General features: G+C 67.4%; 23 protein-coding genes and 1 tRNA gene. 15 read left to right on the top strand and 9 right to left on the bottom strand.

Annotated elements, in window-relative coordinates; genetic code table 11:
* Nucleotides 1-29: 29 nt before the first annotated feature.
* Nucleotides 30-593 carry an elongation factor P gene (gene efp / locus KO490_RS05315; RefSeq protein WP_216018350.1) on the bottom strand — a complete coding sequence of 188 codons (564 nt, stop codon included), beginning with the start codon at nucleotides 591-593 and terminating at the stop codon, nucleotides 30-32.
* 359 nt (nucleotides 594-952) lie between these two features.
* Here efp and KO490_RS05320 point away from each other — a divergent pair, with 359 nt between their 5' ends.
* Nucleotides 953-1,279, top strand: coding sequence for a DUF6280 family protein (locus KO490_RS05320; RefSeq protein ID WP_216018351.1), 327 nt, complete (start codon nucleotides 953-955; stop codon nucleotides 1,277-1,279).
* 96 nt (nucleotides 1,280-1,375) lie between these two features.
* Here the strand turns inward: KO490_RS05320 and KO490_RS05325 are convergent, their stop codons facing one another.
* Complete coding sequence (locus KO490_RS05325; protein WP_216018352.1) at nucleotides 1,376-2,332, bottom strand: 1-phosphofructokinase family hexose kinase; 957 nt, start codon at nucleotides 2,330-2,332, stop codon at nucleotides 1,376-1,378.
* 4 nt (nucleotides 2,333-2,336) lie between these two features.
* Nucleotides 2,337-2,744 (bottom strand): metallopeptidase family protein, encoded by a 408-nt coding sequence (locus tag KO490_RS05330; protein ID WP_216018353.1) that lies wholly within the window; start codon nucleotides 2,742-2,744, stop codon nucleotides 2,337-2,339.
* A gap of 84 nt (nucleotides 2,745-2,828) precedes the next feature.
* On the opposite strand from KO490_RS05330, the gene gltX reads away from it, so the two are divergent.
* From gltX to KO490_RS05345, 3 genes are all read left to right on the top strand, one after another.
* Entirely contained in the window at nucleotides 2,829-4,151 is a 1,323-nt protein-coding gene (gene gltX / locus KO490_RS05335; protein WP_216018354.1) for a glutamate--tRNA ligase, read from the top strand.
* Nucleotides 4,152-4,335: 184 nt separating this feature from the next.
* Nucleotides 4,336-4,412 (top strand) — tRNA-Met (locus KO490_RS05340).
* A 160-nt stretch (nucleotides 4,413-4,572) separates the two neighbouring features.
* Complete coding sequence (locus tag KO490_RS05345; RefSeq protein ID WP_216018355.1) at nucleotides 4,573-6,066, top strand: phospholipase D-like domain-containing protein; 1,494 nt, start codon at nucleotides 4,573-4,575, stop codon at nucleotides 6,064-6,066.
* Here KO490_RS05345 and KO490_RS05350 read toward each other — a convergent pair.
* Nucleotides 6,037-6,705, bottom strand: a complete 669-nt coding sequence (locus KO490_RS05350) for an autoinducer binding domain-containing protein (RefSeq protein WP_216018356.1) — start codon at nucleotides 6,703-6,705, stop codon at nucleotides 6,037-6,039. The genes KO490_RS05345 and KO490_RS05350 overlap by 30 nt on opposite strands.
* A gap of 357 nt (nucleotides 6,706-7,062) precedes the next feature.
* Here KO490_RS05350 and KO490_RS05355 point away from each other — a divergent pair, with 357 nt between their 5' ends.
* Together KO490_RS05355 and KO490_RS05360 are read left to right on the top strand one after the other, a co-directional pair.
* Nucleotides 7,063-8,121: an aldo/keto reductase gene (locus KO490_RS05355; RefSeq protein ID WP_216018357.1), complete on the top strand. Its 1,059-nt coding sequence runs from the start codon at nucleotides 7,063-7,065 to the stop codon at nucleotides 8,119-8,121.
* A 63-nt stretch (nucleotides 8,122-8,184) separates the two neighbouring features.
* A complete protein-coding gene (locus KO490_RS05360) occupies nucleotides 8,185-9,102 on the top strand; it encodes a DnaJ C-terminal domain-containing protein (RefSeq protein ID WP_216018358.1) in 918 nt (305 codons plus the stop codon).
* Here the strand turns inward: KO490_RS05360 and KO490_RS05365 are convergent.
* Genes KO490_RS05365 through ccmI form a run of 3 tightly spaced genes read right to left on the bottom strand, consistent with a single transcriptional unit; the run spans nucleotide 9,084 to nucleotide 10,967 of the window.
* Nucleotides 9,084-9,275, bottom strand: a complete 192-nt coding sequence (locus KO490_RS05365; protein WP_216018359.1) for a DUF1289 domain-containing protein — start codon at nucleotides 9,273-9,275, stop codon at nucleotides 9,084-9,086. The two genes, KO490_RS05360 and KO490_RS05365, sit on opposite strands and share 19 nt — an antisense overlap.
* Nucleotides 9,272-9,742, bottom strand: coding sequence for a Holliday junction resolvase RuvX (gene ruvX / locus KO490_RS05370; RefSeq protein WP_216018360.1), 471 nt, complete (start codon nucleotides 9,740-9,742; stop codon nucleotides 9,272-9,274). The genes KO490_RS05365 and ruvX overlap by 4 nt, the downstream gene beginning before the upstream one ends.
* Nucleotides 9,732-10,967: a c-type cytochrome biogenesis protein CcmI gene (ccmI, locus tag KO490_RS05375; protein WP_216018361.1), complete on the bottom strand. Its 1,236-nt coding sequence runs from the start codon at nucleotides 10,965-10,967 to the stop codon at nucleotides 9,732-9,734. The genes ruvX and ccmI overlap by 11 nt, the downstream gene beginning before the upstream one ends.
* A gap of 173 nt (nucleotides 10,968-11,140) precedes the next feature.
* Between ccmI and KO490_RS05380 the strand changes: the two genes are divergently transcribed.
* The 9 genes from KO490_RS05380 (at nucleotide 11,141) to der (ending at nucleotide 20,934) form a co-directional block, all read left to right on the top strand.
* On the top strand, nucleotides 11,141-12,406 hold the full coding sequence (locus KO490_RS05380; RefSeq protein WP_216018362.1) for a sarcosine oxidase subunit beta family protein: 1,266 nt from the start codon (nucleotides 11,141-11,143) through the stop codon (nucleotides 12,404-12,406).
* 91 nt (nucleotides 12,407-12,497) lie between these two features.
* A complete protein-coding gene (locus KO490_RS05385; RefSeq protein ID WP_216018363.1) occupies nucleotides 12,498-12,713 on the top strand; it encodes a hypothetical protein in 216 nt (71 codons plus the stop codon).
* Between the two features lie 96 nt (nucleotides 12,714-12,809).
* Nucleotides 12,810-13,148, top strand: coding sequence for a sarcosine oxidase subunit delta (locus KO490_RS05390; RefSeq protein WP_216018364.1), 339 nt, complete (start codon nucleotides 12,810-12,812; stop codon nucleotides 13,146-13,148).
* Nucleotides 13,145-16,075 carry a sarcosine oxidase subunit alpha family protein gene (locus KO490_RS05395; protein WP_216018365.1) on the top strand — a complete coding sequence of 977 codons (2,931 nt, stop codon included), beginning with the start codon at nucleotides 13,145-13,147 and terminating at the stop codon, nucleotides 16,073-16,075. The genes KO490_RS05390 and KO490_RS05395 overlap by 4 nt, the downstream gene beginning before the upstream one ends.
* On the top strand, nucleotides 16,068-16,574 hold the full coding sequence (locus tag KO490_RS05400) for a sarcosine oxidase subunit gamma (protein WP_216018366.1): 507 nt from the start codon (nucleotides 16,068-16,070) through the stop codon (nucleotides 16,572-16,574). The genes KO490_RS05395 and KO490_RS05400 overlap by 8 nt, the downstream gene beginning before the upstream one ends.
* A gap of 91 nt (nucleotides 16,575-16,665) precedes the next feature.
* Nucleotides 16,666-17,265 (top strand): superoxide dismutase, encoded by a 600-nt coding sequence (locus KO490_RS05405; protein WP_216018367.1) that lies wholly within the window; start codon nucleotides 16,666-16,668, stop codon nucleotides 17,263-17,265.
* A gap of 154 nt (nucleotides 17,266-17,419) precedes the next feature.
* Complete coding sequence (locus tag KO490_RS05410; RefSeq protein WP_216018368.1) at nucleotides 17,420-18,088, top strand: hypothetical protein; 669 nt, start codon at nucleotides 17,420-17,422, stop codon at nucleotides 18,086-18,088.
* A 45-nt stretch (nucleotides 18,089-18,133) separates the two neighbouring features.
* Complete coding sequence (locus tag KO490_RS05415) at nucleotides 18,134-19,456, top strand: PQQ-binding-like beta-propeller repeat protein (protein ID WP_216018369.1); 1,323 nt, start codon at nucleotides 18,134-18,136, stop codon at nucleotides 19,454-19,456.
* A complete protein-coding gene (gene der, locus KO490_RS05420; RefSeq protein ID WP_216018370.1) occupies nucleotides 19,453-20,934 on the top strand; it encodes a ribosome biogenesis GTPase Der in 1,482 nt (493 codons plus the stop codon). Before KO490_RS05415 ends, der begins: the two co-directional genes overlap by 4 nt.
* A 6-nt stretch (nucleotides 20,935-20,940) precedes the next feature.
* Here the strand turns inward: der and KO490_RS05425 are convergent, their stop codons facing one another.
* Together KO490_RS05425 and serS are read right to left on the bottom strand one after the other, a co-directional pair.
* The gene (locus tag KO490_RS05425; protein WP_216018371.1) at nucleotides 20,941-21,720 is read right to left on the bottom strand and encodes a hypothetical protein; all 780 of its coding nucleotides are present in this window, start codon (nucleotides 21,718-21,720) and stop codon (nucleotides 20,941-20,943) included.
* Between the two features lie 58 nt (nucleotides 21,721-21,778).
* Nucleotides 21,779-23,071, bottom strand: a complete 1,293-nt coding sequence (serS, locus tag KO490_RS05430) for a serine--tRNA ligase (protein ID WP_216018372.1) — start codon at nucleotides 23,069-23,071, stop codon at nucleotides 21,779-21,781.
* Between the last annotated feature and the right edge of the window lie 62 nt (nucleotides 23,072-23,133).

The following is a 23,133-nucleotide window of genomic DNA, read 5'->3' on the forward strand; positions in this document are numbered from 1 at the left end:
CCCTTCCATGTCGAATGCGATCCGTTCGATCAGGCGCGTTCGCTGTATTCGAACAGTTCGGTGTTCACGACGATATCCTCGCCCTCGCCCACGAAGGGCGGGATCATGATGCGCATGCCGTTGTCGAGGATCGCGGGCTTGTAGCTGTTGGCCGCGGTCTGGCCCTTCACGACCGGCTCGGTCTCGGCGATCTTGCAGACGACCTTCTGGGGCAGCGACACCGACAGGGCCTCTTCGCCGTAATATTCGATGGTCGCGGTCATGCCGTCCTGCAGGAAGGGGCGGCGTTCGCCCAGCAGATCGGCATCCAGTTCGGTCTGCTCGAAGGTCTCGCTATCCATGAAGACCAGCTTGCCGTCGGTCTCGTACAGGAACTGCTGGTCCTTCTGGTCCAGGCGGACGCGCTCGACCTTGTCCTCGCTGCGGAAACGCTCGTTCAGCTTGCGGCCGTCGCGAAGGTTCTTCATCTCGACCTGGGCGAAGGCGCCGCCCTTGCCGGGCTTCACGTGGTTGACCTTGACGGCGGCCCAGAGGCCCTTTTCGTGTTCCAGCACGTTGCCGGGACGGATTTCGTTGCCGTTGATCTTGGGCATCAGGATTCTCGCGATTCTGAGGGGGTGCCGCCGGTTCGATCATTGAACGGCGGGATGGCGCCCCTATATCGGGACGATACGGCCCAAGCAACCAAAAGGCAGTTGCGGCGTTGTCAAGGCGACCGATGGCAGGGATTTCGGCTGACATTTGCGTGATTGGGCAGGGTTTCCCCAACCATTCGCGTGCCATGCGCGCCTATCATGGCTGCCATGCGGTGCAGGGCATATCGAATCGGGGTGCCGAGGGCGTAAGCAGTGCGGCACCGTCAAAGAAACGGAAGTAAGAAACATGGGAAAACGTCCAGTTTTCCCAATGGTCCTGTTTTTCGGGCAGCGACCGCAGATGATGGACAAGAATGATGCGCGATTTTGTTGACGGCTCCGCTTTCAATTACGAACAAGGCCAGCGCGCCCGCAAGCTGTTTGCGGCGGTGGTTCTTGCAGCGCTGGACGATGCGATTGCGGATGACAAGAAATATGGCAACGGCCCCGAGCAGATCGCCCGGTGGGCGCGGTCGCGCGATGGCCGCGAAGTGCTGTCCTGTGCCGGGATCGACCCGAACGAACGCGTCGTGAAGGGTCTGATGGAATTCGTGGGCAAGGGCGTGCGCACCTCGGTCGCGCTGTCGCGCGAAGAGAGCGAGCGCCGCATGGCCGCCGAGGCCGACGAGGCCGAAGCCGCCTGAACCGACCGTGCTTCGCTTGCATCATGGCCGTCCCCCGGGGCGGCCTTTTGCATTTGCGGTGTTGAGGACTGGCGGGTGCTTAGGACAGGCGGGTGCTCAGGACAGGCGGGTCACGACGCGTTGCGAATAGAAATGGCGCACATCCTCGGCCCGGCACAGTTCGGTCGCGGGGGTCATCACGGCGGCGGATGCCGCGGCAGCGCCCAGGGCCAGCGCCTCTTCGGGGGGCCAGCCGCGTGCCATGGCGAGGACGAAGCCCGCGACGAAGCTGTCGCCCGCGCCGACGGCGCTGACCACCTTCACGGGGGCGGCCTCGGCGTGCCATGCGCCGCGCATGTCGGCCAGGACCGAGCCTTCGGCGCCGCGCGCGACGATGACGATGCGTGCGGCCCCGTCGCGGACAAGCCCGGTCGCGAAATCCGCGCTGTCCATCCGGTCGGGCAGGGGCCTGCCGGCCAGCATCTCGGCCTCGTGGCTGTCCATGCGCAGCACGTCCACGGGGATGGACGACCCGGCCATCGCCATCAGCGCATCGCCCGAGGTGTCGACCATCAGCTTCGCGCGCCCGTCCTTCAGGCGCACCGTCAGCATCTGTTCGAAGCCCGGCGCGATGCCGGGTGGGTTCGATCCCGACATGACCACCCAGCCGCCGGTCAGGGCGGCCTCGGCGATGGCTGCAAGCGCGGTGCCCGTCTGGGACATGTGCCATTCCGGGCCGGGCATCACGAAGCGGAACTGCCCCCCGGTCGCGCGGTCGGTGACGGCCAGCGACTGGCGCGTCTCGCCGGGGGCGGTCAGGCGCAGCACGTCGAGCCCCGCGGTCTTCAGCATGTCGCCCATCCGCGCACCCGTCGCCCCGCCAAGCGCGACCATCGCGCGGGACTGACCGCCGATCAGCTTGATGGCGCGGCTGACATTGATGCCGCCGCCGCCCGGATCGAAGACCGGCTTGTCGCAGCGCAGCTTCAGGTCGGGGCGCACCTTGTCGGCGGCGGTGCTGACATCCAGCGCCGGGTTCAGCGTCACCGTCAGGATCGGGGACTGGCCGCTCATGGCGTCATTCCCACCAGCGGTCGATCGCGGCGATGTCGTCGTCGGACCAGCCGAAATGATGCGCCATCTCGTGGATGACGACATGGTGAACCAGCTCGGCCAGGCCCACATCGCCGCGCGCGGCCCATTCGTCGATGATGGGACGACGGAACAGCCAGATCGTGTCGGGCAGCGCCATGTTGTCGTCCAGCGACTTCTGCGTCATCGGGATCCCGTCATAGAGGCCCGTCAGCTCGAACGCGTCGTCGATCTGCAATTCGTCCAGCATGCCTTCATCGGCGAATTCCGCCACGCGGATGGCCACATCCGCCGCGGGCCCCGCGAAGGCCACGGGAAGGTTGGCGATCGCCTTTCTGGCGATGGCCTCGATCTCGGAGACCGCGGGGGCCTCGCATCCGGTCCAGTCGTTCATCGCGTCCGCCCTGCCATGTGATCAGTCCCCGATATGGACAAAAAACGCCCGTTGTGAAAGAGCAAGCCCCGACAGGAGACCGCAATGACCATCACCCGCTTCGCGCCGTCGCCCACCGGCCATATCCATGTTGGCAACCTTCGCACCGCTCTGTTCAACCACCTGATCGCCCGCAAGAGCGGCGGGACCTTCATCCTGCGTCTGGACGATACCGATCAGGAACGCAGCAAGCAGGAATATGTCGACGGCATCAAGCGCGATCTTGAATGGCTGGGCCTGACCTGGGACCGCGAGGAACGCCAGTCCCTGCGCCTGGAGCGTTACCGCGCCGAGGCCGAGGCGCTGAAGGCCTCGGGCCGTCTCTACGAGGTGTTCGAGACCCCGACCGAGCTGGACCTGAAGCGCAAGAAGCAGCTGAACATGCACAAGCCGCCGGTCTATGACCGGACCGGCCTGACGCTGAGCGATGCCGACAAGGACCGCCTGCGCGCCGAGGGGCGGCAGGGCTACTGGCGCTTCAAGCTGGCCCATGAGCGGATCGAATGGAACGACGGCATCCTGGGCGACATCTCGATCGATGCCGCATCGGTCAGCGACCCGGTGCTGATCCGTGCCGACGGGCAGGTCCTCTATACCTTCGCCAGCAGCGTGGACGACACGGACATGGGCGTCACGCATATCGTGCGTGGGTCCGACCATGTGACCAACACGGCCACCCAGATCCAGATCATCGAGGCGCTTGGCGGCACGCCGCCGGCCTTCGCGCATCATTCGCTGCTGACGGGCGCCAAGGGCGAAGAACTGTCCAAGCGGATCGGGGCGCTGTCGCTCAAGGATCTGCGCGAGGCGGGCGTGGCCCCCGAGGCGCTGATCTCGCTCATGGCGCGGCTGGGCTCGGGGCAGCCGGTCGAGCTGTCCTCGCTGGACGATCTGGCCGAGGCCTTCGATCTGTCGCAATTCGGCGCATCGCCCACGAAGTTCGATGCCGAGGATCTGTGGCCGCTGACGCGCGAGCGCAACCAGGCGCTGCCGCTGGACGCCGTGCGCGACCGGATCGCGGCGCTTGGCGTGCCAGCCGACAAGGTCGAGCGATTCTGGCGCGTGGCCTCGCAGAACATCACGGTGCTGGACGATCTGGGGCCGTGGTGGGACATCTTCAGCGAGGGCGCCGAGCCCGACATCGCCCCCGAGGATGCCGATTTCATCGCCCAGGCGATGACGCTGCTGCCGCCCCCGCCCTATGACGAGACGAGCTGGTCCGAATTTACCTCCAAGGTGAAGGAGGCCACGGGCCGCAAGGGCAAGGGGCTGTTCATGCCGCTGCGCAAGGCGCTGACGGGCCAGGCGCATGGGCCGGACATGTCGGATGTCATGCCGCTTCTGCAGGTCGTCAAGGCGCGCGGCTGACCCTGCGGCGACGGTTGCGGAATATTGCGTCCCGCGGGGGGTGCGGGGGGCTGCCTGCCCCCCGCACCCCCCGGTCGTTCCAAGCCCTGCCGGGTCCGGGCAGAAAAATGCACCGGAACGCGGAATTTCGGATCGAAGGAGCTTGACCTCGTTCGCGCCACGCCGTAAATCGCCGGCACTCCGTGGCGGAGTAGCTCAGTTGGTTAGAGCAGCGGAATCATAATCCGCGTGTCGGGGGTTCAAGTCCCTCCTCCGCTACCACTTTACCCCCTCATCATGCCCGATGCGTCACGCGAACCTCTTTCCGGGGTCGGGGTGGAACGCGCACCGTCCGGCGGGTGTTGTCACGCGGCGGGCGGCACTGCATTGTCGCACCCGACGTCAACCCGATCGGAACAGAACAAGGGACAATGGCAACGATATGGATCTTTCCACGAATCGTCTGACGCGTCCCGGCCGCAACTGCTGGCGGATCGAGCAGTCGCACCGCTTTGCCTTCATCGTCGATGCGGATACCTATTTCACCGCCGTCAGGCAGGCGATGCTGCAGGCACGCCGCAGCATCCTGATGATCGGCTGGGATTTCGACGCGCGGATCGAACTGGGCGATCCTGCGGATGGCGGCCCGGCCAAGCTGGGCGATTTCGTCCGCTATCTTGCCGACCGGAACGAAGGGCTGCAGATCCGTCTGCTGCGGTGGGATACCGGTGCGCTGAAGGCCATGTTCCGCGGCAACACCCTGCTGACCATCCTGCGCTGGAAGGCGCATCCGCGCATCACGCTGCGGCTGGACGGCAAGCATCCGATCGCAAGCTCTCATCACCAGAAGATCGTGGTGATCGACGACTGCCTGGCCTTCTGCGGCGGCATCGACATGACCGAGGGACGGTGGGACACGCGCGATCACCGTGACAACGATCCCCGCCGGGTCACCCCCTCGGGGCAGCCGCTGAAACCCTGGCACGACGCGACATCGGCCTTCGACGGCCCTGCGGCGCGGGCCCTGGGCGATCTGGCACGGGAACGCTGGAACATCGCATCGGGGCAGCACCTGGCGCCCATCACCGACGCCCAGGGGTGCTGGCCAGAGGTCCTGGAGCCCGAATTCCGCGACAAGCCCCTGGCCATCGCCCGCACCCGTCCCGAAATGGACGACGTCCAGCCCAGCTTCGAGATCGAGCAGATGTATCTGGATCTTGTCGAACGGGCGAAGCGGGTGATCTATGCCGAAAGCCAGTATTTCGCCTCTCGTCGGGTGGCGCAGGCCATCGCCCGCCGCCTGGTCGAGGAAGATCCGCCCGAGATCATCATCGTGACCCCCGTATCCGCGCAGGGATGGCTGGAACCGATCGCCATGGACAGCGCGCGGGCCAAGTTGTTCGAGGCGCTCAAGCGGCTGGATCACAAGGACCGGCTGCGGCTCTATCATCCTGTCACGGACGGGGGCGAGGATATCTATGTCCACGCCAAGGTGACGATGGTCGACGATCAGTACCTGCGGGTGGGTTCGTCGAACTTCAACAACCGCTCGATGCGGCTGGACACCGAATGCGACATCGTGCTGGCGGCGGACCGCCCCGGCGACGAGGATACGGGCAAACGCATCACCGCCCTGCGCGACGATCTGCTGGCCGAACATCTGGGCCTGTCGCCCGCCGAGGTGACCGATGCCATCGCCCGGCATGGCCGTCTGATCCCCGCGATCGAGGAGAACCTGCGCTCGCGCGGGCAGGGGCGCACGCTGGTCCCCTACGAGTTGCCCGAACTGAACGGGTTCTACGAATGGCTGGCCGAGAACGAGATCCTGGACCCGGACGGTCCCGACCAGATCTTCGAGGCGCCCGCCAAGCGTGGTCTCAGGCTGGGCTGGTTCCGCAAGCTGCGCTCAGTCGCGCGGCGGCGGCGGAAGCGGTAGGCCCCGCGCGATCCCTTCGGGGCTGTTGCTTGACAAGAGCCCCGCATCGATCGCGCGAAGCACCGCCTGGGTGTTGTCGGGCGCGTCCAGCGCCTCTCGCGCGGCCGCAAGCCGGTAGCGCAGCGCCGTCCGCGAGATGCCCAGATGCGCGCAGGCCTGATCATAGGTCATCCCGCAGGCGATGGTGTCCAGCGCCTCGATCAGGATCGGGCGCAGATGCAGGGCGCGGCCCACGACCTCATGGCCGCGCCGTATCAGCTCCAGCATCTCGGCGATCTCGTCATCGGTGAATTCGCGGCTGCCATGGGACAGCCCGCAGATCGTGCGCGATTCCGGCGATCCGACGCCGATCGACACGCCGAAGGCCGCACCGTGGCGGCGCGCGGCCTCCATCACGCCCATCGGGTCGGCACAATGTCGTTCGATGATGCTCCACCGCAGGGCGCCGTCGTTCAGCATGGCCCAGATCGTGCCCGGATCGGCCAGGACCATGTTGCGCCGGGTATAGGTCTCGATCCACTCGGTCGCATAGGTCGTCACCCGCCGTACGGGCCTGGAGAAGCGGATATGGTACCCGCACATGTATCCGCGCGGAGCCAGAATGCTCAGCCGGTTCTCGATTGTCTGCAATTCGCTCATGAAAAAATGCCTGTAAATACACGCCAGAAATGCAAGTATAGCCAGGTATTCGCGCAGTGGCAGAGCCAGATAATACTTAAGTATAGAGGAATGCCGACCATGTGCCGTGTCGCTGCTGCAACATAGCCCTAACGCGCTATGGAAGCTGTTAATGTCTGCATTTAATTGGGTCATGCACCCGCGGGTGCGGGCGGTGAATGGTAATGCCTTCGGGCAAGTGTTTCATGATTGCGGCATCCCGTTCGCGGGATGCCGATGCCCGCCCGGACCGTCCGCCCGAACCGCTTGCGCTTCCCGTGACGATCGCTAGCTTGCCTTCCGAAAATGTCGGTTCGACAAATGATTGCGGGGTACAGCATGAAGCGCGTGAAACTGGGCGGCAGCGATATCGAGGTCAGCGAGATCTGCCTTGGCACGATGACCTTCGGCAACCAGACCCCCGAAGAAGAGGCCCACCGCCAGATGGACATGGCGCTGGATGCGGGCATGACCTTCTTCGACGTGGCCGAGATGTATCCCGTGAACCCCGTCCGCCGAGAGACGATGGGGGTGTCCGAACAGATCATCGGCAACTGGCTGACGAAGACCGGCAATCGCGCCCGGGTCGAGATCGCGACCAAGATCACCGGCCCCAGCCAGATGATCCGCGACGGCAGGCCCTATGACGGGGCCACGGTTTGCGAATGCATCGACGCCTCGCTTTCGCGGCTGCAGACGGACCGCATCGACCTCTATCAGTTGCATTGGCCGGTACGCGGATCCTGGGCGTTCCGCCAGAACTGGCGCTATGATCCTTCGGCGCAGGACAAGACGCAGACCCTGGATCACATGGCCGACGTGCTGGACGCGCTGCAGGGTGCCGTCCGGGCCGGCAAGCTGCGCGGCATCGGCCTGTCGAACGAGACCGCCTGGGGGGTCGCCCGCTGGTCGGATGTCGCCGACCGCATCGGCGCCCCGCGCATGGCCTCGATCCAGAACGAGTATTCGCCGCTTTATCGCCTGTTCGACACGGACCTGGCAGAGGCCGTGGTGAACGAGGATCTGACGCTGCTGTCCTATTCCACGCTGGCGGCCGGCCTGCTGACCGCGAAATACGCGGGCGGGGCGATGCCCGAGGGCAGCCGGGCCGCGGTGGACAAGGCCAATGGCGGTCAGGGCAATCTGGGCGGGCGCAAGACGGCGGCCGGCCTTGCGGCGGCGCAGGATTACGCAGATCTGGCGGCGGAACACGGCTGGGACCCGATCCACATGGCGACCGCGTGGCAGCTGACGCGCCCCTTCAAGGTCGTGCCGATCATCGGGGCCACCACGGTGCCGCAGCTGTCGCATACGATCGACGGTCTGGGCCGCGAACTGCCCGAGGATCTGACGCGCGGCATCGACCGTCTGCACCGCGCCCATCCGATGCCCTATTGATACCCGGCGGCCTGCATCTATCTTGGGTGCAAGCCAGTTGATTGCACAAGATGGGGGCCATGCATGGCAAGCGATCCATATGCGGCGCTTGGTCTGTCGCGCGGTGCCGGCACCAGCGACATCAAGAGCGCCTATCGACGTATCGTCAAGAACGACCATCCGGACGTGAACCCGGACCCGGATGCGACCGCGCGGTTCAAGGCCGCGACGGCGGCCTATGACCTGCTCAAGGACGAGGACCGCCGCCGCCGCTTCGACGCCGGAGAGATCGACGCGGACGGAAACGAGAAGATGGCGGGTTGGGGCCGGGGCGGCGGCAACCCCTTCGGGCAGGGGCCGTCGCATGGCGATCCGGACCTGTCGGACATCTTCTCGGACCTGTTCGGGCAGGCGCAGGCCCAGCAGGGCCGGCGCGGCGCCGGTTTCGGCGGGTTCGGAGGATTCGGCGGCTTCGGCGCGGGGACCCGGAGCGACCGGCGCGGCGACGATCTGCGGATGGGGCTGCGGGTCGATTTCCTGACCGCCGCCAAGGGCGGACGCAAGCGCATCACGCTGCCCGATGGAAGCACGCTCGAGGTGTCGATCCCCAAGGGCGTGCGCGACGGGCAGTCCATCCGCCTGCGCGGCAAGGGCGAGGCGGGGATGGGGCGCGGTCCGGCGGGCGATCTGTATCTGGAGGTCGCGGTCGATCCGCATCCGCAGTTCCGCCGCGAGGGCGACGACATTCATGTCGTCCTGCCCATCACCATCGACGAGGCCGTGCTGGGTGCCAAGGTCGCGGCGCCCACCATCGACGGGCCGGTCAAGCTGTCGATCCCGGCGGGCGCGACCTCGGGGCAGAAGATGCGGCTGCGCGGGCGGGGCATCGCCGGCGGCGATCAGCATGTGGAGCTGCGCGTGGCAATGCCCGAACCCGATGCCGAACTTGCAGCCTTCCTGACGGAATGGCGCAAGACCCACGGCTACGACCCGCGGGGCTGATCCCTTCGCCGCGCGGGCAGATCGTCCATCACCGCGCGGCGTTCCCTGTCGGACATGCCTGCCCAGGACGCGATCTCGGACAGGGTCCGCAGGCACCCTTCGCAAAGTTGCCTGTCCGGATCGATCCGGCAGGTCCCGATGCAGGGACTGACCACGCGGGAGCTTGTCGTCATCCGCGCAGGTGGCGCAGCCGGTCCAGCGCGCCCTGCAGGATATAGCCCGCGGCGACCTGGTCGATCACTTCGGCCCGCTTCCTGCGCGAGGTGTCGGCTTCCAGAAGGGCGCGTTCGGCGGCGACGGTCGACAGGCGCTCGTCCCAGAACCCGATGGGCAGTTCGGTCAGGCGCGACAGGTTGCGCGCGAAGGCGCGGGTCGATTGACAGCGCGGACCTTCGGACCCGTCCATGTTGCGCGGCAGGCCCAGGATCAGGCCCTTGAGGTCGCGATCTGCCGCGATGTCCAGAAGCGCCTGCGCGTCCAGTCCGAATTTCTTGCGCCGGACGACGGTGATGGGCGTCGCGACCGAGCGCAGCCCGTCGCTGACCGCGACCCCGATGGTCTTGGTGCCCAGATCCAGCCCCGCAAGCGCGCCGACGGGGGGCAGGGCCGCCATGAATTCGGTGATGTCGTCATGGACCATTCGGGGTCTCTTTCATGTCGGGGGCCGGTGCGGGGGCATTCAGGCCCGCGCGTTCGGCCGCGGCGTTGATGCTGTCCAGCGCCGAGGCGCTGTCGCTGAAGATCTCGCGCGCCTCGGACAGGATGGCCCTGGCGTCGTCGTCGCGGCCCTGGACCGCAAGCGCGCCGATCAGGCGGGCCCATTCGGCAGGGCTGCCTCCTTCCGCGGCAAGGCGCGCGCGCAGGCCTTCGACCATGCCGTCGATCATCTGCGCGCGCTGGTCCTCGTCCAGGTCGGCGGCTGCCGCGATGTCGTCGGCGGACGGGCCGGGCAGGGCGGGCAATTCGTAATCGGGCTGCCCCGCCAGCCAGGCAAGCTCGGGCAGGGTGGCGCGGAGGAAATCGTTCCAGGGCGCATCGTCAGGCCCGGCTTCCAGCAGATCGCGCCAGATGGGGAAGGCCCGGTCGGGACGTCCGTTCTGCACCATCAGCACGCCCTGCAGGTAACGGGCCTGCGGCTGGCGTGGATCGGCGGCCAGGGTGCGGGCCAGCACGGTCTCGGCCTCGGGGGTGACGATGCCGCCGGCCGCATCGACCATGACCGTGGCCAGCTGCGCCAGATTGCCCGCCGTCGGGCGCAGCGCGACCAGACGTTCCTGGGCCGCGCGGGCGGCGGGCAGGTTGCCCAGATTGGCCTCGCTCTCGGCCAGCAGGGTCAGGCCCTGCGGATCCTCGGGGCGTTCGGCCACGCGTTCGCGCAGTTGCGCCACCAGGTTCAGATAATCGTCGTCGGCCTCGACCCGCGGGGCGGGGGTCAGCCCTTCGGCCTGCGCCTGCGAGGGGCGGTCGCGATAGACCTGTTCCGCGGCATCGAAGCGCGCCTGAAGCGGCAGGTCGGGCGCCCCCGGCACCCCCTGCCGCAGATAGAGCATGACGCCCACCGCCAGCAGCAGGACGATCGCGCCCCCCGCGAAGACCCTGCCCGCCGCGCCCGAATGCGACCGGCCCGCCGAGGCGCGGCGATCCGCGTCCAGCACCTTGCGACCGATCTCTCGGCGCAGGCGTTCGGCATCCTCGGCGTTCAGGATGCCGCGATCCAGGTCGCGATCCACCTCGGACAGCTGATCGCGATAGACGCGCAGGTCGTAGGCCGCCGCGGGTTCGGCCTGCGCAGGCGCGCGGCGCAGCGGCAGGATGATGGCTGCCGCCGTCGCGACGATCATGGCTGTCCCGACGATCCAGAACATGGCGGTCCCCCAAGCTTTCGCCGCCCTGACTATCGCCAATCCCGCCGGATCGAAAGCGTTGCCGTGACGCGTGCATGGGCGGGATGTCGCATTTTGCCGTGATCTGCCGTTCGGCGTCTTGCCGCAGGCTCGGGGCGCGGCCATGCTGCCCCGGAAACACCGATGAGGCCCCCATGCCCGATACCGCCCGTTCCGGTCGCTATTCCGTCTTCGCCCTGGCCCGCGAGGCCATGCGCCAGCACAAGGGCTGGAACCGCGCCTGGGCCAGCCCCGAACCGCGCAAGCAGTACAAGGTGATCGTCGTGGGCGCGGGTGGACACGGGCTGGCGACGGCCTATTACCTGGGCAAGAATTTCGGCATCACCGACGTGGCGATCCTCGACAAGGGCTGGCTGGGGGGCGGGAACACGGGGCGCAACACGACGATCATCCGCTCGAACTATCTGCAGGATCCGTCGGCTGCGATCTACGACAAGGCGCTGAAGCTCTACGAGGGCCTGTCGCAGGACCTGAACTACAACGTGATGTTCAGCCCGCGCGGGTTGATCATGCTGGCCCAGACCGAACACGAGATCCGCGGCTACAAGCGCACCGTCTATGCCAACCACCTGCAGGGGGTGGCGACCGAATGGGTCGATCCGCAGCGTCTGAAGGAGCTGGTCCCGATCATCAATATCGACGGACCGCGATACCCGGTGCTGGGCGGTCTGTACCAGGCCCGCGGCGGCACGGCACGCCATGATGCGGTCGCATGGGGCTATGCCCGCGCCTGTTCCGACATGGGCATGCACATCATCCAGAACTGCGAGGTGACGGGCGTCGAGACCGAGGGCGGGCAGGTCCGCGCCGTGAACACCAGCAAGGGCCGCATCGGCTGCGAGAAGCTTGCGATGGTCGTTGCCGGCCATTCCAGCCACCTGGCCGAGATGGCGGGCTTCCGCCTGCCCATCGAAAGCGTCGCCCTGCAGGCGCTGGTCAGCGAACCGGTCAAGCCCTGCATGGATGTCGTCGTGATGGCCAACACCGTCCACGGATACCTGTCGCAATCCGACAAGGGGGAAATGGTCATCGGCGGCGGCACCGACCATTTCAACAACTTCACCCAACGCGGCAGCTGGCAGCATGTCGAGGAAACCGTCCGCGCCCTGGTCGAGACCTTCCCGATGATCGGACGGCTGAAGATGCTGCGCCAATGGGGCGGGATCGTGGACATGACGGGCGACCGATCGCCCATCCTGTCCCGCACGCCCGTGGGCGGGATCTTCGTCAATTGCGGCTGGGGAACGGGGGGCTTCAAGGCGATCCCCGGATCGGGTTGGGCGATGGCCGAACTTGTGGCCAATGGCCGCCCCGGTCCGCTGGCCGCCGATTTCGGGCTGGACCGTTTCCGCGAGGGACGCTTCATCGACGAATCCGTCGCGGCGGGGGTGGCACATTGATCACGCCCAGGCCGCGCATCGCGCCGGAGGAAACCCATGCCGGGGTTTCGGCATTGGCTCTTCACAACTCCGGACGGAGAAAGGAAAGCCAATGTCCGATCGTAACAACAACGGTCTCTATTTCATCGTCGGCGGCCTCGTGGTCGTGGTCGCGCTGCTGTTCTTCTTCATGTCGGGCGGCGACGCGGACATGCCCGCGACCGGCGGCGGCGACAACACCGAAGTCAACGTGGATGCCGGCGGCTCTGAACCCGCAGCCACGCCCGACGTCTCGGTCGAGGCCGATTCGCCCGAACCGGCGAACTGATACCGCGCATCCGCGCGCAGTCCTGAACGGCACCGCCGGGGGTTTCCCGCGCGGTGCCGTTTCGCGTTCCGATACCCTGTCTGCAAGGCCTGCCCCATGCTGATCCTGACCTGCCCGCATTGCGGCATCAAAGCCGAAGAAACCGAACTGCATAACGGGGGCGAGGCGCATCTGAAGCGCATGGGCCCCGGCAGCAGCGACGAGGCGTTCGAGGATTACATGTTCGCCCGCAAGAACCCGCGCGGCGTCCATCTGGAACGCTGGCGGCATGTCTTTGGCTGCAACAAGTGGTTCATCGCGGCCCGTTGCACGATGACGCTGCAGGTCTTCGGGACCTATCCGGCCCAGACCCCTGCGCCGCCCGACCATATCGTGCAGGCCATCCGTGCCGCACGCCCAGACTGGAACCCGACCGAAGAAGGCGTCTCCGAATGACCCATGTGCCCCCCTTCCGGCTGCCGCGGGGCGGCCGCCTGATCGACCGTTCGGATCAGCTGGGCTTCCGCTTCGACGGACGCCACCTGCGCGGGCTGCGCGGGGACACGCTGGCCTCGGCGCTGATGGCCAATGGCCAGATGATGATGGGCCGTTCGTTCAAGTATCACCGCCCGCGCGGCCCCGTCGCTTCGGGGGCCGAGGAGCCGAACGCGCTTCTGGGCCTGGGGCAGGGCGGACGGTTCGAGCCGAACCAGCGCGCGACCACCACCGCGCTGGTGGCCGGCATGGTGACGCGCAGCCAGAACTGCTGGCCGTCGCTGGATGCCGATATCGGGGCGGTGAACGGATGGCTTGCGCCGTTCCTTCCGGCGGGCTTCTACTACAAGACCTTCATCCATCCGCGCCCTTTCTGGAAGCATGTCTTCGAACCCGTGATCCGTCGCAGCGCGGGGCTGGGCCGGGCACCGACCGACCCGGATCCCGACCGCTACGAGCAGGCCTACGGCTTTGCCGATGTCGTGGTCGTCGGCGGCGGCATCGCGGGCCTTCGGGCGGCGCGCGACGCGGCGGCGGATGGCGGCACGGTCACCGTGCTGGAACAGTCGCCCCATTGGGGCGGGCGCACGCCCGTCGATCATGCGGGCGGACAGGCGGCCATCGACGCGCTGCTGAGCGAACTGCGCGCCATGCCGCATGTCACCCTGCGCCGGAACTGCATGGCGACGGGGCTCTATGATCACGGTTACCTTATCGCGCGCGAGGCGCTGGCCGATCACGATCCGAACCAGGGCATCCCGCGTCAGCGCCTGTGGCGGATCCGGGCGGGACGCGTGATCACCGCGACCGGGGCGCTGGAGCGTCCGCTGTCATTCGCTTGCAACGACGTGCCGGGCGTGATGCTGGCTTCGGCCATGCGCGACTTCATCGACCTGCACGGTGTCACGCCGGGGCAGCGCATCGTGGTGGCGACGAATAACGACGATGCCTATCGCACGGCGCTGATCGCGGCCGATGCCGGGCTGGACGTGGCTGCCATCGTCGATGCCCGCCCGCAGGCGACGGGCGATCTGCCGCGGGCCGTCCGCGACCGCGGGATCGAGGTGCTGACCGGCAGCGCGATCGCCAAGGTGAAGGGCCGCCGCCATGTCGAGGCCATAGCCGTCTGCGACCAGAACGGCGGGGGCGCGATCACCCGCACCGTCGAGTGCGACGCGGTGGCGATGTCGGGCGGCTGGTCGCCGGTCGTCCATCTCTACAGCCATTGCGGGGGCAAGCTGACCTGGGACGAGGGGCAGGCCCTGTTCCGCCCCGATCCCGACCGCCCGCCCCTGGGTGCGGACGGGCAGGGGATCGCGCAGGCCGTAGGCGCGGCGAATGGCGATCTGCGTTGCGCGGGCGATCTGGAACGGGCCGAGGGTGCGACCATGCCGGTCTGGGTCATGCCCGCCCGTGCGCCCCACAAGCTGCGTGCCAAGATGTGGCTGGATTTCCAGAACGACGTGAAGGTCACCGATGTCGAACTGGCCGCGCGCGAAGGCTATGCATCGGTCGAACATACCAAGCGCTATACCACGCTGGGGATGGCCACCGATCAGGGCAAGCTGAGCAACATCAACGGGCTGGCCGTCCTGTCGGGCGCGCTGGACCAGCCGATCCCGGCCACGGGGACCACGACCTTCCGCCCGCCCTATACGCCGCTGACCCTGGCGACCATCGCCGCCGATGCGCGGGGCGAGGCGTTCCAGCCCCTGCGCAAGACGCCCATGCATGGCTGGCACGAGGCACATGGCGCATCCTGGGACCCGGTCGGCCACTGGCGCAGGCCCTATGCCTATCTGCAGGGGGCCGAGGACCGCGAGGCCGCCGTCGCCCGCGAGATCCTGGCCGTGCGCAAGGGCGTGGGCACGCTGGATGCCTCGACCCTGGGCAAGATCGTCGTGAAGGGGCCGGATGCGGGCCGCTTCATGGACATGATGTACACGAACATGATGTCCACGCTGAAGGTCGGGCGCTGCCGCTACGGGCTGATGTGCAGCGAAAACGGCTTCTTGATGGATGACGGCGTCGTCGCGCGCCTGTCGGACGATACCTGGCTGTGCCACACCACCACCGGCGGCGCCGATCGGATCCATGCGCATATGGAGGATTGGCTGCAATGCGAATGGTGGGACTGGAAGGTCTTCACCGCCAACCTGACCGAGCAATATGCCCAGATCGCCGTGGCCGGCCCGCAGGCGCGCACGCTGCTGGAGCGTCTGAACGGCAGCATCGATCTGTCGGCGGATGCGCTGCCCTTCATGGCCTGGGCCGAGGGCGACCTTGCGGGCATCCCCGCGCGGATCTTCCGCATCAGCTTCTCGGGCGAGCTGAGCTTCGAGATCGCGGTGCCTGCCTCGCGCGGGTTGGAGCTGTGGGAGAAGCTGCATGACGCGGGCCGCGATCTGGGGATCGCCCCCTACGGCACCGAGGCGATGCACGTGATGCGCGCCGAAAAGGGCTTCATCATGATCGGTGACGAAACCGACGGCACGATCATCCCGCAGGATCTGGGCCTCGACTGGGCGATATCCAAGAAGAAGGCCGACTATATCGGCAAGCGTGCGCAGCGGCGCCTGCACATGGTGGATGGCGGCCGCTGGAAGCTGGTGGGACTGGAGAGCGTGGACGGCCGCGTCCTGCCAGACGGGGCCTATGCCGCGACCGACAAGGTCAACGGCAACGGCCAGCGCGTGACCGAGGGTCGCGTGACCTCAAGCTATCACTCGCCCACATTGGATCGCCCCATCGCGATGGGGCTGGTGCGCCACGGGCCGTCCAGGATGGGGCAGGTGCTGGACTTTCCGATGCCCTCGGGCGGGTCGATGAAGGCGCGCATCGTCGATCCGGTATTCTACGACAAGGAAGGGAGCCGCCTGAATGGCTGAGCAGCTTGCCCGCATCACCGAGGTGCACGACCTGGGAATGATCGCCCTTCGCGGCGATCTGGACGCCATCGCCGCGGCGCTGGGCATGGCCGCGCCCGACCGGACCAGCATCGCGACCGAGGGGGACCGCATGCTCGGCTGGATGTCCCCCGACGAGGCGCTGCTGATCCTGCCCGCCGCCAGCCGCGCCGCGGACCTGTCCCGGTTGACCGAGGCGCTGGCCGACCGCCATGCCCTGGTCGCGGATGTTTCTGACGCCCGCGCGGTCTTCGACGTGATCGGGCCCCATGCCGATGACGTGATCGCCAAGCTGGCCCCCATCGATGCGGGCACGATGCCTGCGGGCCATCTGCGCCGGACCCGTCTGGCGCAGGTCGCCGCCGCGATCTGGCGCATCGAGGGCGGGTTCCGGGTGATCGGGTTCCGTTCGGTGGCCGATTACATGCGGCTGGTCCTGGCCAATGCGGCGATCCCCGGCAGCGGGCTCGGGCCGCGCTGACCCGGGAACCCCGACCGAGGGCCTTGCGTTGACCGCCCGAATCCGTGACTGTGCCACCGGAACGGTCCAACCTACTCAGAAAGGACAAGAAATGGCTTTCACGCTTCCCGATCTTCCCTATGCACATGATGCGCTTGCAGCAGGCGGCATGTCCAAGGAAACGCTGGAATTCCACCACGACAAGCACCACAACGCCTATGTCACCAAGCTGAACGAGCTGGTCGCCGGGACCGAGTGGGAAGGCAAGTCGCTGGAAGACATCGTCAAGGGCACCTACCAGGCCGACGCGGTCGCCCAGAACGGCATCTTCAACAATGCCAGCCAGCACTGGAACCACAGCCAGTTCTGGGAAATGATGGGCCCCAATCCCGGCCCGATGCCGGCGAACCTGGAATCGGCCATCGTCGAGAGCTTCGGCTCGGTCGACGAGTTCAAGAAGAAATTCACCGAGAACGGCGTCGGCCAGTTCGGTTCGGGCTGGGTCTGGCTGGTCAAGAACAGCGATGGCAGCCTCGAGGTGACCAAGACCGAGAACGGCGTCAACCCGCTCTGCTTCGGTCAGACCGCGCTCTTGGGCTGCGACGTGTGGGAACACAGCTACTACATCGATTTCCGCAACGCGCGTCCGAACTACCTGTCGAACTTCCTCGAGAAGCTGGTGAACTGGGACAACGTGGCCTCGCGCCTCTGATCCGCACCGTCTTGTCCGTGAAGGCCCGTCGCATTGCGGCGGGCCTTTTGCGATTGCAGGACCGTGAATGCGCGAAGGCCCGTCCGGCATTGGCTTTTCCGGCCATCGCGGTATATGACCGGACGGACTGCCCACAGATCGGATGATTGCCGCCATGGCCAACCAGAACGACAGCTTCATCGACGAAGTCACGGACGAACTGCGTCGCGACCGCCTCTATGGGGCGTTCCGCCGTTTCGGCTGGATCGGCGCCGTGGTGATCCTGGCGATCGTGGGCGGGGCAAGCTGGCGCGAATACAGCAACAGCCGCGACCGCGCATCGGCGCAGGCCTTCGGCGATGCCGTGCTGGCGGCCGAGGATGGCGGCGCGGCCGGCATCGCGGATGTGGACCCCCAGGGTTCCAGCGTGCGCGCGGCCCTGACCGAGCTTCTGGCCGCCGGCGCCTACATGGCCGAGGGTGACGATGCCGCATCCGTCGCGGCCCTGTCCGAGGCCGCCGAGATCGCCCCCGAGGGCGACGTCCTGCGCGAGCTGGCGCAGTTGAAGCGCGTGATCGCTGCCGGTTCCGCGATGGATGCATCCGAACGCGACCAGATCCTGACGCGCCTGTCGCGCGCGGGCGCCCCGTTCGAGCTGCTGGCCCTGGAACAGAAGGCCGTCGCCCTGATCGATGCGGGACGGCGCGAGGATGCGATCACGCTGATCCGCCAGATCCAGCAGAAGAATGGCCTGAGCCAGGCCTTGCGCAACCGCCTGTCCGAGATGATGATCGCCCTTGGTGCGGACCCCGCGCCGAATGGCGACATGGCCTCGGGCGGCTAAGGACGGGCCCTTGGGCATCAGGAACGGACGAGGGAGATACGGGGAATGACCGCGACCTTGCGATTGACGCTGGCGATTGCCACGGCCATCGGGCTTGCAGGCTGCGACCGCGACGAAAAGCTGCCGGGCCAGCGGCTCGATCCGCTTGCGGTCACCTCGCCCGACGGGCCGGGATACGAAGGCGCGCCCGGCGTCAGCAGCACCGCGCTGTCGCTGCCCGCGATTTCCGGCAATGCCGAATGGACGCAGCGTGGCGGCAACGCGGCCCATGCGCCCGTTCACGCGGCCATCGGGCAGGGCACCAGCCGCATCTGGTCGGCATCGATCGGGCAGGGCGCATCGAAAAGCCACCGCATCACCGCCGATCCGGTCGTCGCGGGTGGTCTGGCCTTCACGCTGGATGCGCAGGCCCGGGTGACCGCCACGACCCTGAATGGCGGCCGGGCCTGGTCCACCGACATCACGCCCGTGCAGGAAAACCCCGCCAGCGCGTCGGGCGGCGGGCTTGCCTATGAGGGCGGGCGCATCTTCGCGACCACGGGCTTTGGCGAACTGGTCGCACTGGATGCCATCAGCGGCGCGGTGCTTTGGCGCCAGCGCGTGGACAATGCCATCAGCGGCGGTCCCGCGGTTCGGGACGGCATGGTCTATGTCGCCTCGCGCAACAGCGTGGGCTGGGCCGTGCGCGCCAGCGACGGTCGCGTGATGTGGCAGACCTCGGGGTCGCCCTCGACCTCGGGGGTGATGGGCGTGTCGACGCCCGCCGTGTCGGGCGGAACGGTCGTCTTCCCCTTCGCCTCGGGGCAGCTGGTGGCGGTGGACGCGACCAGCGGGCTGACGAACTGGACCGCGCAGATCGCGGGCCAGCGCGCGGGCCGCAGCATCGGATATATCCGCGACGTGACCGGCGATCCGGTCATCGCGGGCGGGCGCGTTTATGGCGGCACGTCCTCGGGGCGGATCGACGCGGTCGACATGGCCAGCGGGATGCGCGACTGGGATGCCGATGACGGCGCATCCGGCCCGGTGGTCGTCGCCGGCGGTTCGGTCTTCGCGGTCAACGACCAGGCCGAGCTGATCCGCCTGGACGCTGCGACCGGCGGCGTCATCTGGCGCCAGCCCATGCCCTATTTCACCACCGAGCGTGTTCGCCGCCAGTCCGGCATCCACGCCCATTACGGCCCCGTCCTTGCAGGCGGTCGGCTGTTCGTCGCCTCTTCGGACGGCGTGCTGCGGATCTTCGATCCGGCGTCCGGCGCGCTGACGGGGCAGGCTGAAATTCCCGGCGGCGCCGCCTCTGCTCCTGTCGTCGCCGGACAGACCCTTTATGTCGTCGGACGCGACGGCCAGTTGCACGCATACAGATGACCTTCACACTCGCCATCGTCGGCCGCCCCAATGTGGGCAAGTCGACCCTCTTCAACCGTCTCGTCGGCAAGAAGCTGGCGCTGGTCGACGACCAGCCCGGCGTCACGCGCGACCTCCGCGAAGGCGCGGGCCGCCTTGGCGACCTGCGCTTCGTCGTCATCGACAGCGCCGGCCTGGAAATGGCCGAGGATGACAGCCTGCAGGGGCGCATGCGCCGCCTGACGGAACGCGCCGTGGACGAGGCCGATATCTGCCTGTTCGTGGTCGATGCCCGCGCGGGCGTCACCGCGGCGGACGAATATTTCGCCGACATCCTGCGCCGCCGCGCCAAGCACGTCATCGTGGCCGCCAACAAGGCCGAGGGTCGGGCGGGCGAATCCGGCGCGCTCGAGGCCTATGGCCTCGGCCTGGGCGATCCGCTGCGCATCTCGGCCGAGCATGGCGAGGGGATGGACGATCTCTATTCCGTGCTGATGCCCCTGGCCGACGAGGTCGAGGCCGCGCGCCCCGCACCCATCGCCGCCGAGACCGACGTGACCCTGTCCGACGAGGATGCCGAGTCGGGCGAGGGCGAGGAGGATTGGCGCCCGAGCGCCGCGCGCCCCCTGCAGCTTGCCGTGATCGGTCGCCCGAATGCGGGCAAGTCCACGCTGATCAACAAGATCATCGGCGAGGATCGCCTGCTGACCGGCCCCGAAGCCGGGATCACCCGCGATTCCATCAGCGTCACGACCGAATTCATGGGCACGCCCATGCGGATCTTCGACACGGCCGGGATGCGCAAGCGTGCCCGCGTCACCGATAAGGTCGAGAAGCTGTCGGTCGCCGACGGTCTGCGCGCCGTCCGCTTTGCCGAGGTCGTGGTCGTCCTGCTGGACGTGGCCATCCCGTTCGAGCAACAGGATCTTCGCATCGCCGATTTCGCCGAGACCGAGGGCCGCGCCGTGGTCGTCGCCGCGAACAAGTGGGATCTGGAGGATGAGAAGCCCGAGAAGCTGAAGGAACTGCGCGAGAGCTTCGAGCGCCTGCTGCCCCAGCTGAAGGGTGCGCCGCTGGTCACCGTCTCGGCCCGCACGGGCAAGGGTCTGGACCGGCTGCACAATGCCGTCCTGAAGGCGCACGAGGTCTGGAACCGCCGCATCAGCACCGCCAAGCTGAACCGCTGGCTGGAGGCCATGACCGAGAGCCATCCGCCCCCCGCCCCGGGTGGGCGCCGCATCCGCCTGCGCTACATGACGCAGGTCAAGACGCGTCCGCCGGCCTTCATCGTGAAATCGACCCATACCGATCAGATCCCCGACAGCTATCAGCGGTATCTGGTGAACGGGCTGCGAATCGATTTCGACATGCCCGGCACGCCGATCCGGTTGTTCTTCCGCGATCAGGGTCAGGAAAACCCCTACAAGGCCAAGGCGCAGAAGATCAATCAGTCCGGCGCCCTGTCCAAGCACAAGAACCGTCAGAAGCCGAAGGGCTGAGGTCCTTCAGCTTGCCGCGCGGATCAGCACGGCCGCCATCCCGGAAATCCCCAGGATGGCGGCCAGCGCGATCACCGGGTCGCTGCCCATGGCCGTGACGGCCACCGCGCAGAAGGCGCAGATCAGCGCCATGGAATATCCGATGCTGGGACCGATCCAGATCTGCGCCGCCATGCCGATCGCGGTGCCGGGCAGGATCGCCAATGCGGCGATGGCCTGGGTCTGAAGGTTGTAGATGTCGGTCAGGCTGCCCGCCAGCGTGGCTGAGAACAGCGCCGTGGCCCATCCGGCCAGGAACCCCACCGCGGGTCTCTGGCGGCCCGCCGCGCGCCTTGCGGCCCAGATCGCCAAAAGCATCCCGATGCCCGTGCCCAGCAGCAATCCTTCGCGGTCGTTCGGAAACAGCCATGGCGAAATGGCCAGCGCGATCAGTGCAGCGGCCAGCTGCGGCCAGATCCGGCTGCGCCCGTTGCGCAGTTCGCGTCGGTCCGTGGGGTCCAGCCACTGGCCCAGCACATCCGCGCCGATGGCGAACCAGACCAGCAGCAGCAGCGCCCACATCAGCACGTTGGCCGGGTCCAGGTACAGAAGCGGGATGGCCATCCCCTCGGCCAGTTCGGGCGCCCCGCTGGTCGGCATGTTCGACGTGACGTTGTAGGGGGTCAGGATCGCGGGCCCGGACAGCATGGGCGGCGTGAAGACCGGCGGATGGGTCCGCCAGGAAAAGACGATGCCGCCGATCACGAAGATCAGGGCGGCAAGCGTCTGTATGATCACACCGGTCAACTTCATCCCGGCCAACGCGCAACCGCGAACCCGGTTGCACGGGGAACGCAAATGTCGGTCAGACCAGCTGACCTTCCGCGCTCAGGGTTTTGCGACCGCCCAGATAGGGCCACAGAACCTCGGGCAGGGCGACCGAACCGTCCGCCTGCTGGCCATTTTCCAGCACCGCGATCAGGGTGCGCCCCACCGCCAGGCCCGAACCGTTCAGCGTGTGGACGAATTCGGGCTTGCCGCCGCCCTCGGGGCGATAGCGGGCATTCATCCGCCGCGCCTGGTAATCGCCGCAATAGCTGACGCTGGAAATCTCGCGATAGCGGTCCTGACCGGGCAGCCAGACCTCCATGTCATAGGTGACGCGGGCGCCCGCGCCCATGTCGCCCGCGCAGAGGATCATCGTGCGATAGGGCAGGCCCAGCTTCTCCAGCACCGTCTCGGCGCAGCGGGTCATGCGCTCGTGTTCGGCCATGCCGCTCTCGGCATCGGTGATCGAGACCATCTCGACCTTCTCGAACTGATGCTGGCGCAGCATGCCGCTGGTGTCGCGGCCCGCGCTGCCGGCCTCGGAACGGAAGCACTGGCTGTGGGCGACCAGGCGGCGGGGCAGGGTGGCATGTTCGACCAGATCGCCATGCACGGTATTCGTCAGCGTGACCTCGGCCGTGGGGATCAGCCAGTAACCTTCGCGGGTCTTGTAGCTGTCCTCGCCGAATTTCGGCAGCTGGCCGGTGCCGGTCATCATGTCTTCCAGGACCAGGACCGGGGTCCAGGTTTCCTGCAGGCCGTGTGCATCGACATGCAGGTCGATCATGAACTGCGCCAGCGCGCGGTGGATGCGCGCGACCGCGCCCCTGAGCACGACGAAGCGGCTGCCCGACAGCTTGGCGCCGGTCTCGAAATCCATGCCGGGGACGACGCCCGCGATCTCGTAATGCTCTCGCGGCTTGAAGTCGAAGACCTGCGGATTGCCCCAACGGCGCAGCTCGACATTGTCGTCCTCGTCCTCGCCGTCGGGGACCATGTCCAGCGGCAGGTTGGGGATCCCCATCAGCAGGTCGCGCAAGCGGGCGTCCAGCTCGTCCGCCTCGGCCTGCATCCGCGCGATATCGGCCTTCTTCTCGCCCACCAGGGCACGAAGGCGCTGGAATTCCTCCTCGTCGCCGCGTGCCTTGGCGGCGCCGACTTCCTTGCTGGCCTTGTTCTGTTCGGCCTGCGCGGTCTCGGCGGCGCTGATGCAGGCGCGGCGTTCGGAATCCAGCGACAGGATCTGGTTGCTCAGCCCGCTGAGGCCGCGCCGGTTCAGTGCGCGCTCGAAGGCTTCGGGATTTTCACGGATGGCCCGGATATCATGCATGGCGTCGATCCTGTCGCTTGGGAACGTCGCATGCCTAACCCATGGCCGCGCGGGACAAAAGC

Source organism: Paracoccus sp. C2R09 (assembly GCF_018860625.1).
Classification (GTDB): Bacteria; Pseudomonadota; Alphaproteobacteria; order Rhodobacterales; family Rhodobacteraceae; genus Paracoccus.

Excerpts from the sequence above, each read along its gene's own strand:
- efp (WP_216018350.1), bottom strand. The coding sequence starts at position 593 with ATGCCCAAGATCAACGGCAACGAAATCCGTCCCGGCAACGTGCTGGAA.
- KO490_RS05320 (WP_216018351.1), top strand. The coding sequence starts at position 953 with ATGCGCGATTTTGTTGACGGCTCCGCTTTCAATTACGAACAAGGCCAG.
- KO490_RS05325 (WP_216018352.1), bottom strand. The coding sequence starts at position 2,332 with ATGAGCGGCCAGTCCCCGATCCTGACGGTGACGCTGAACCCGGCGCTG.
- KO490_RS05330 (WP_216018353.1), bottom strand. The coding sequence starts at position 2,744 with ATGAACGACTGGACCGGATGCGAGGCCCCCGCGGTCTCCGAGATCGAG.
- gltX (WP_216018354.1), top strand. The coding sequence starts at position 2,829 with ATGACCATCACCCGCTTCGCGCCGTCGCCCACCGGCCATATCCATGTT.
- KO490_RS05345 (WP_216018355.1), top strand. The coding sequence starts at position 4,573 with ATGGATCTTTCCACGAATCGTCTGACGCGTCCCGGCCGCAACTGCTGG.
- KO490_RS05350 (WP_216018356.1), bottom strand. The coding sequence starts at position 6,705 with ATGAGCGAATTGCAGACAATCGAGAACCGGCTGAGCATTCTGGCTCCG.
- KO490_RS05355 (WP_216018357.1), top strand. The coding sequence starts at position 7,063 with ATGAAGCGCGTGAAACTGGGCGGCAGCGATATCGAGGTCAGCGAGATC.
- KO490_RS05360 (WP_216018358.1), top strand. The coding sequence starts at position 8,185 with ATGGCAAGCGATCCATATGCGGCGCTTGGTCTGTCGCGCGGTGCCGGC.
- KO490_RS05365 (WP_216018359.1), bottom strand. The coding sequence starts at position 9,275 with ATGACGACAAGCTCCCGCGTGGTCAGTCCCTGCATCGGGACCTGCCGG.
- ruvX (WP_216018360.1), bottom strand. The coding sequence starts at position 9,742 with ATGGTCCATGACGACATCACCGAATTCATGGCGGCCCTGCCCCCCGTC.
- ccmI (WP_216018361.1), bottom strand. The coding sequence starts at position 10,967 with ATGTTCTGGATCGTCGGGACAGCCATGATCGTCGCGACGGCGGCAGCC.
- KO490_RS05380 (WP_216018362.1), top strand. The coding sequence starts at position 11,141 with ATGCCCGATACCGCCCGTTCCGGTCGCTATTCCGTCTTCGCCCTGGCC.
- KO490_RS05385 (WP_216018363.1), top strand. The coding sequence starts at position 12,498 with ATGTCCGATCGTAACAACAACGGTCTCTATTTCATCGTCGGCGGCCTC.
- KO490_RS05390 (WP_216018364.1), top strand. The coding sequence starts at position 12,810 with ATGCTGATCCTGACCTGCCCGCATTGCGGCATCAAAGCCGAAGAAACC.
- KO490_RS05395 (WP_216018365.1), top strand. The coding sequence starts at position 13,145 with ATGACCCATGTGCCCCCCTTCCGGCTGCCGCGGGGCGGCCGCCTGATC.
- KO490_RS05400 (WP_216018366.1), top strand. The coding sequence starts at position 16,068 with ATGGCTGAGCAGCTTGCCCGCATCACCGAGGTGCACGACCTGGGAATG.
- KO490_RS05405 (WP_216018367.1), top strand. The coding sequence starts at position 16,666 with ATGGCTTTCACGCTTCCCGATCTTCCCTATGCACATGATGCGCTTGCA.
- KO490_RS05410 (WP_216018368.1), top strand. The coding sequence starts at position 17,420 with ATGGCCAACCAGAACGACAGCTTCATCGACGAAGTCACGGACGAACTG.
- KO490_RS05415 (WP_216018369.1), top strand. The coding sequence starts at position 18,134 with ATGACCGCGACCTTGCGATTGACGCTGGCGATTGCCACGGCCATCGGG.
- der (WP_216018370.1), top strand. The coding sequence starts at position 19,453 with ATGACCTTCACACTCGCCATCGTCGGCCGCCCCAATGTGGGCAAGTCG.
- serS (WP_216018372.1), bottom strand. The coding sequence starts at position 23,071 with ATGCATGATATCCGGGCCATCCGTGAAAATCCCGAAGCCTTCGAGCGC.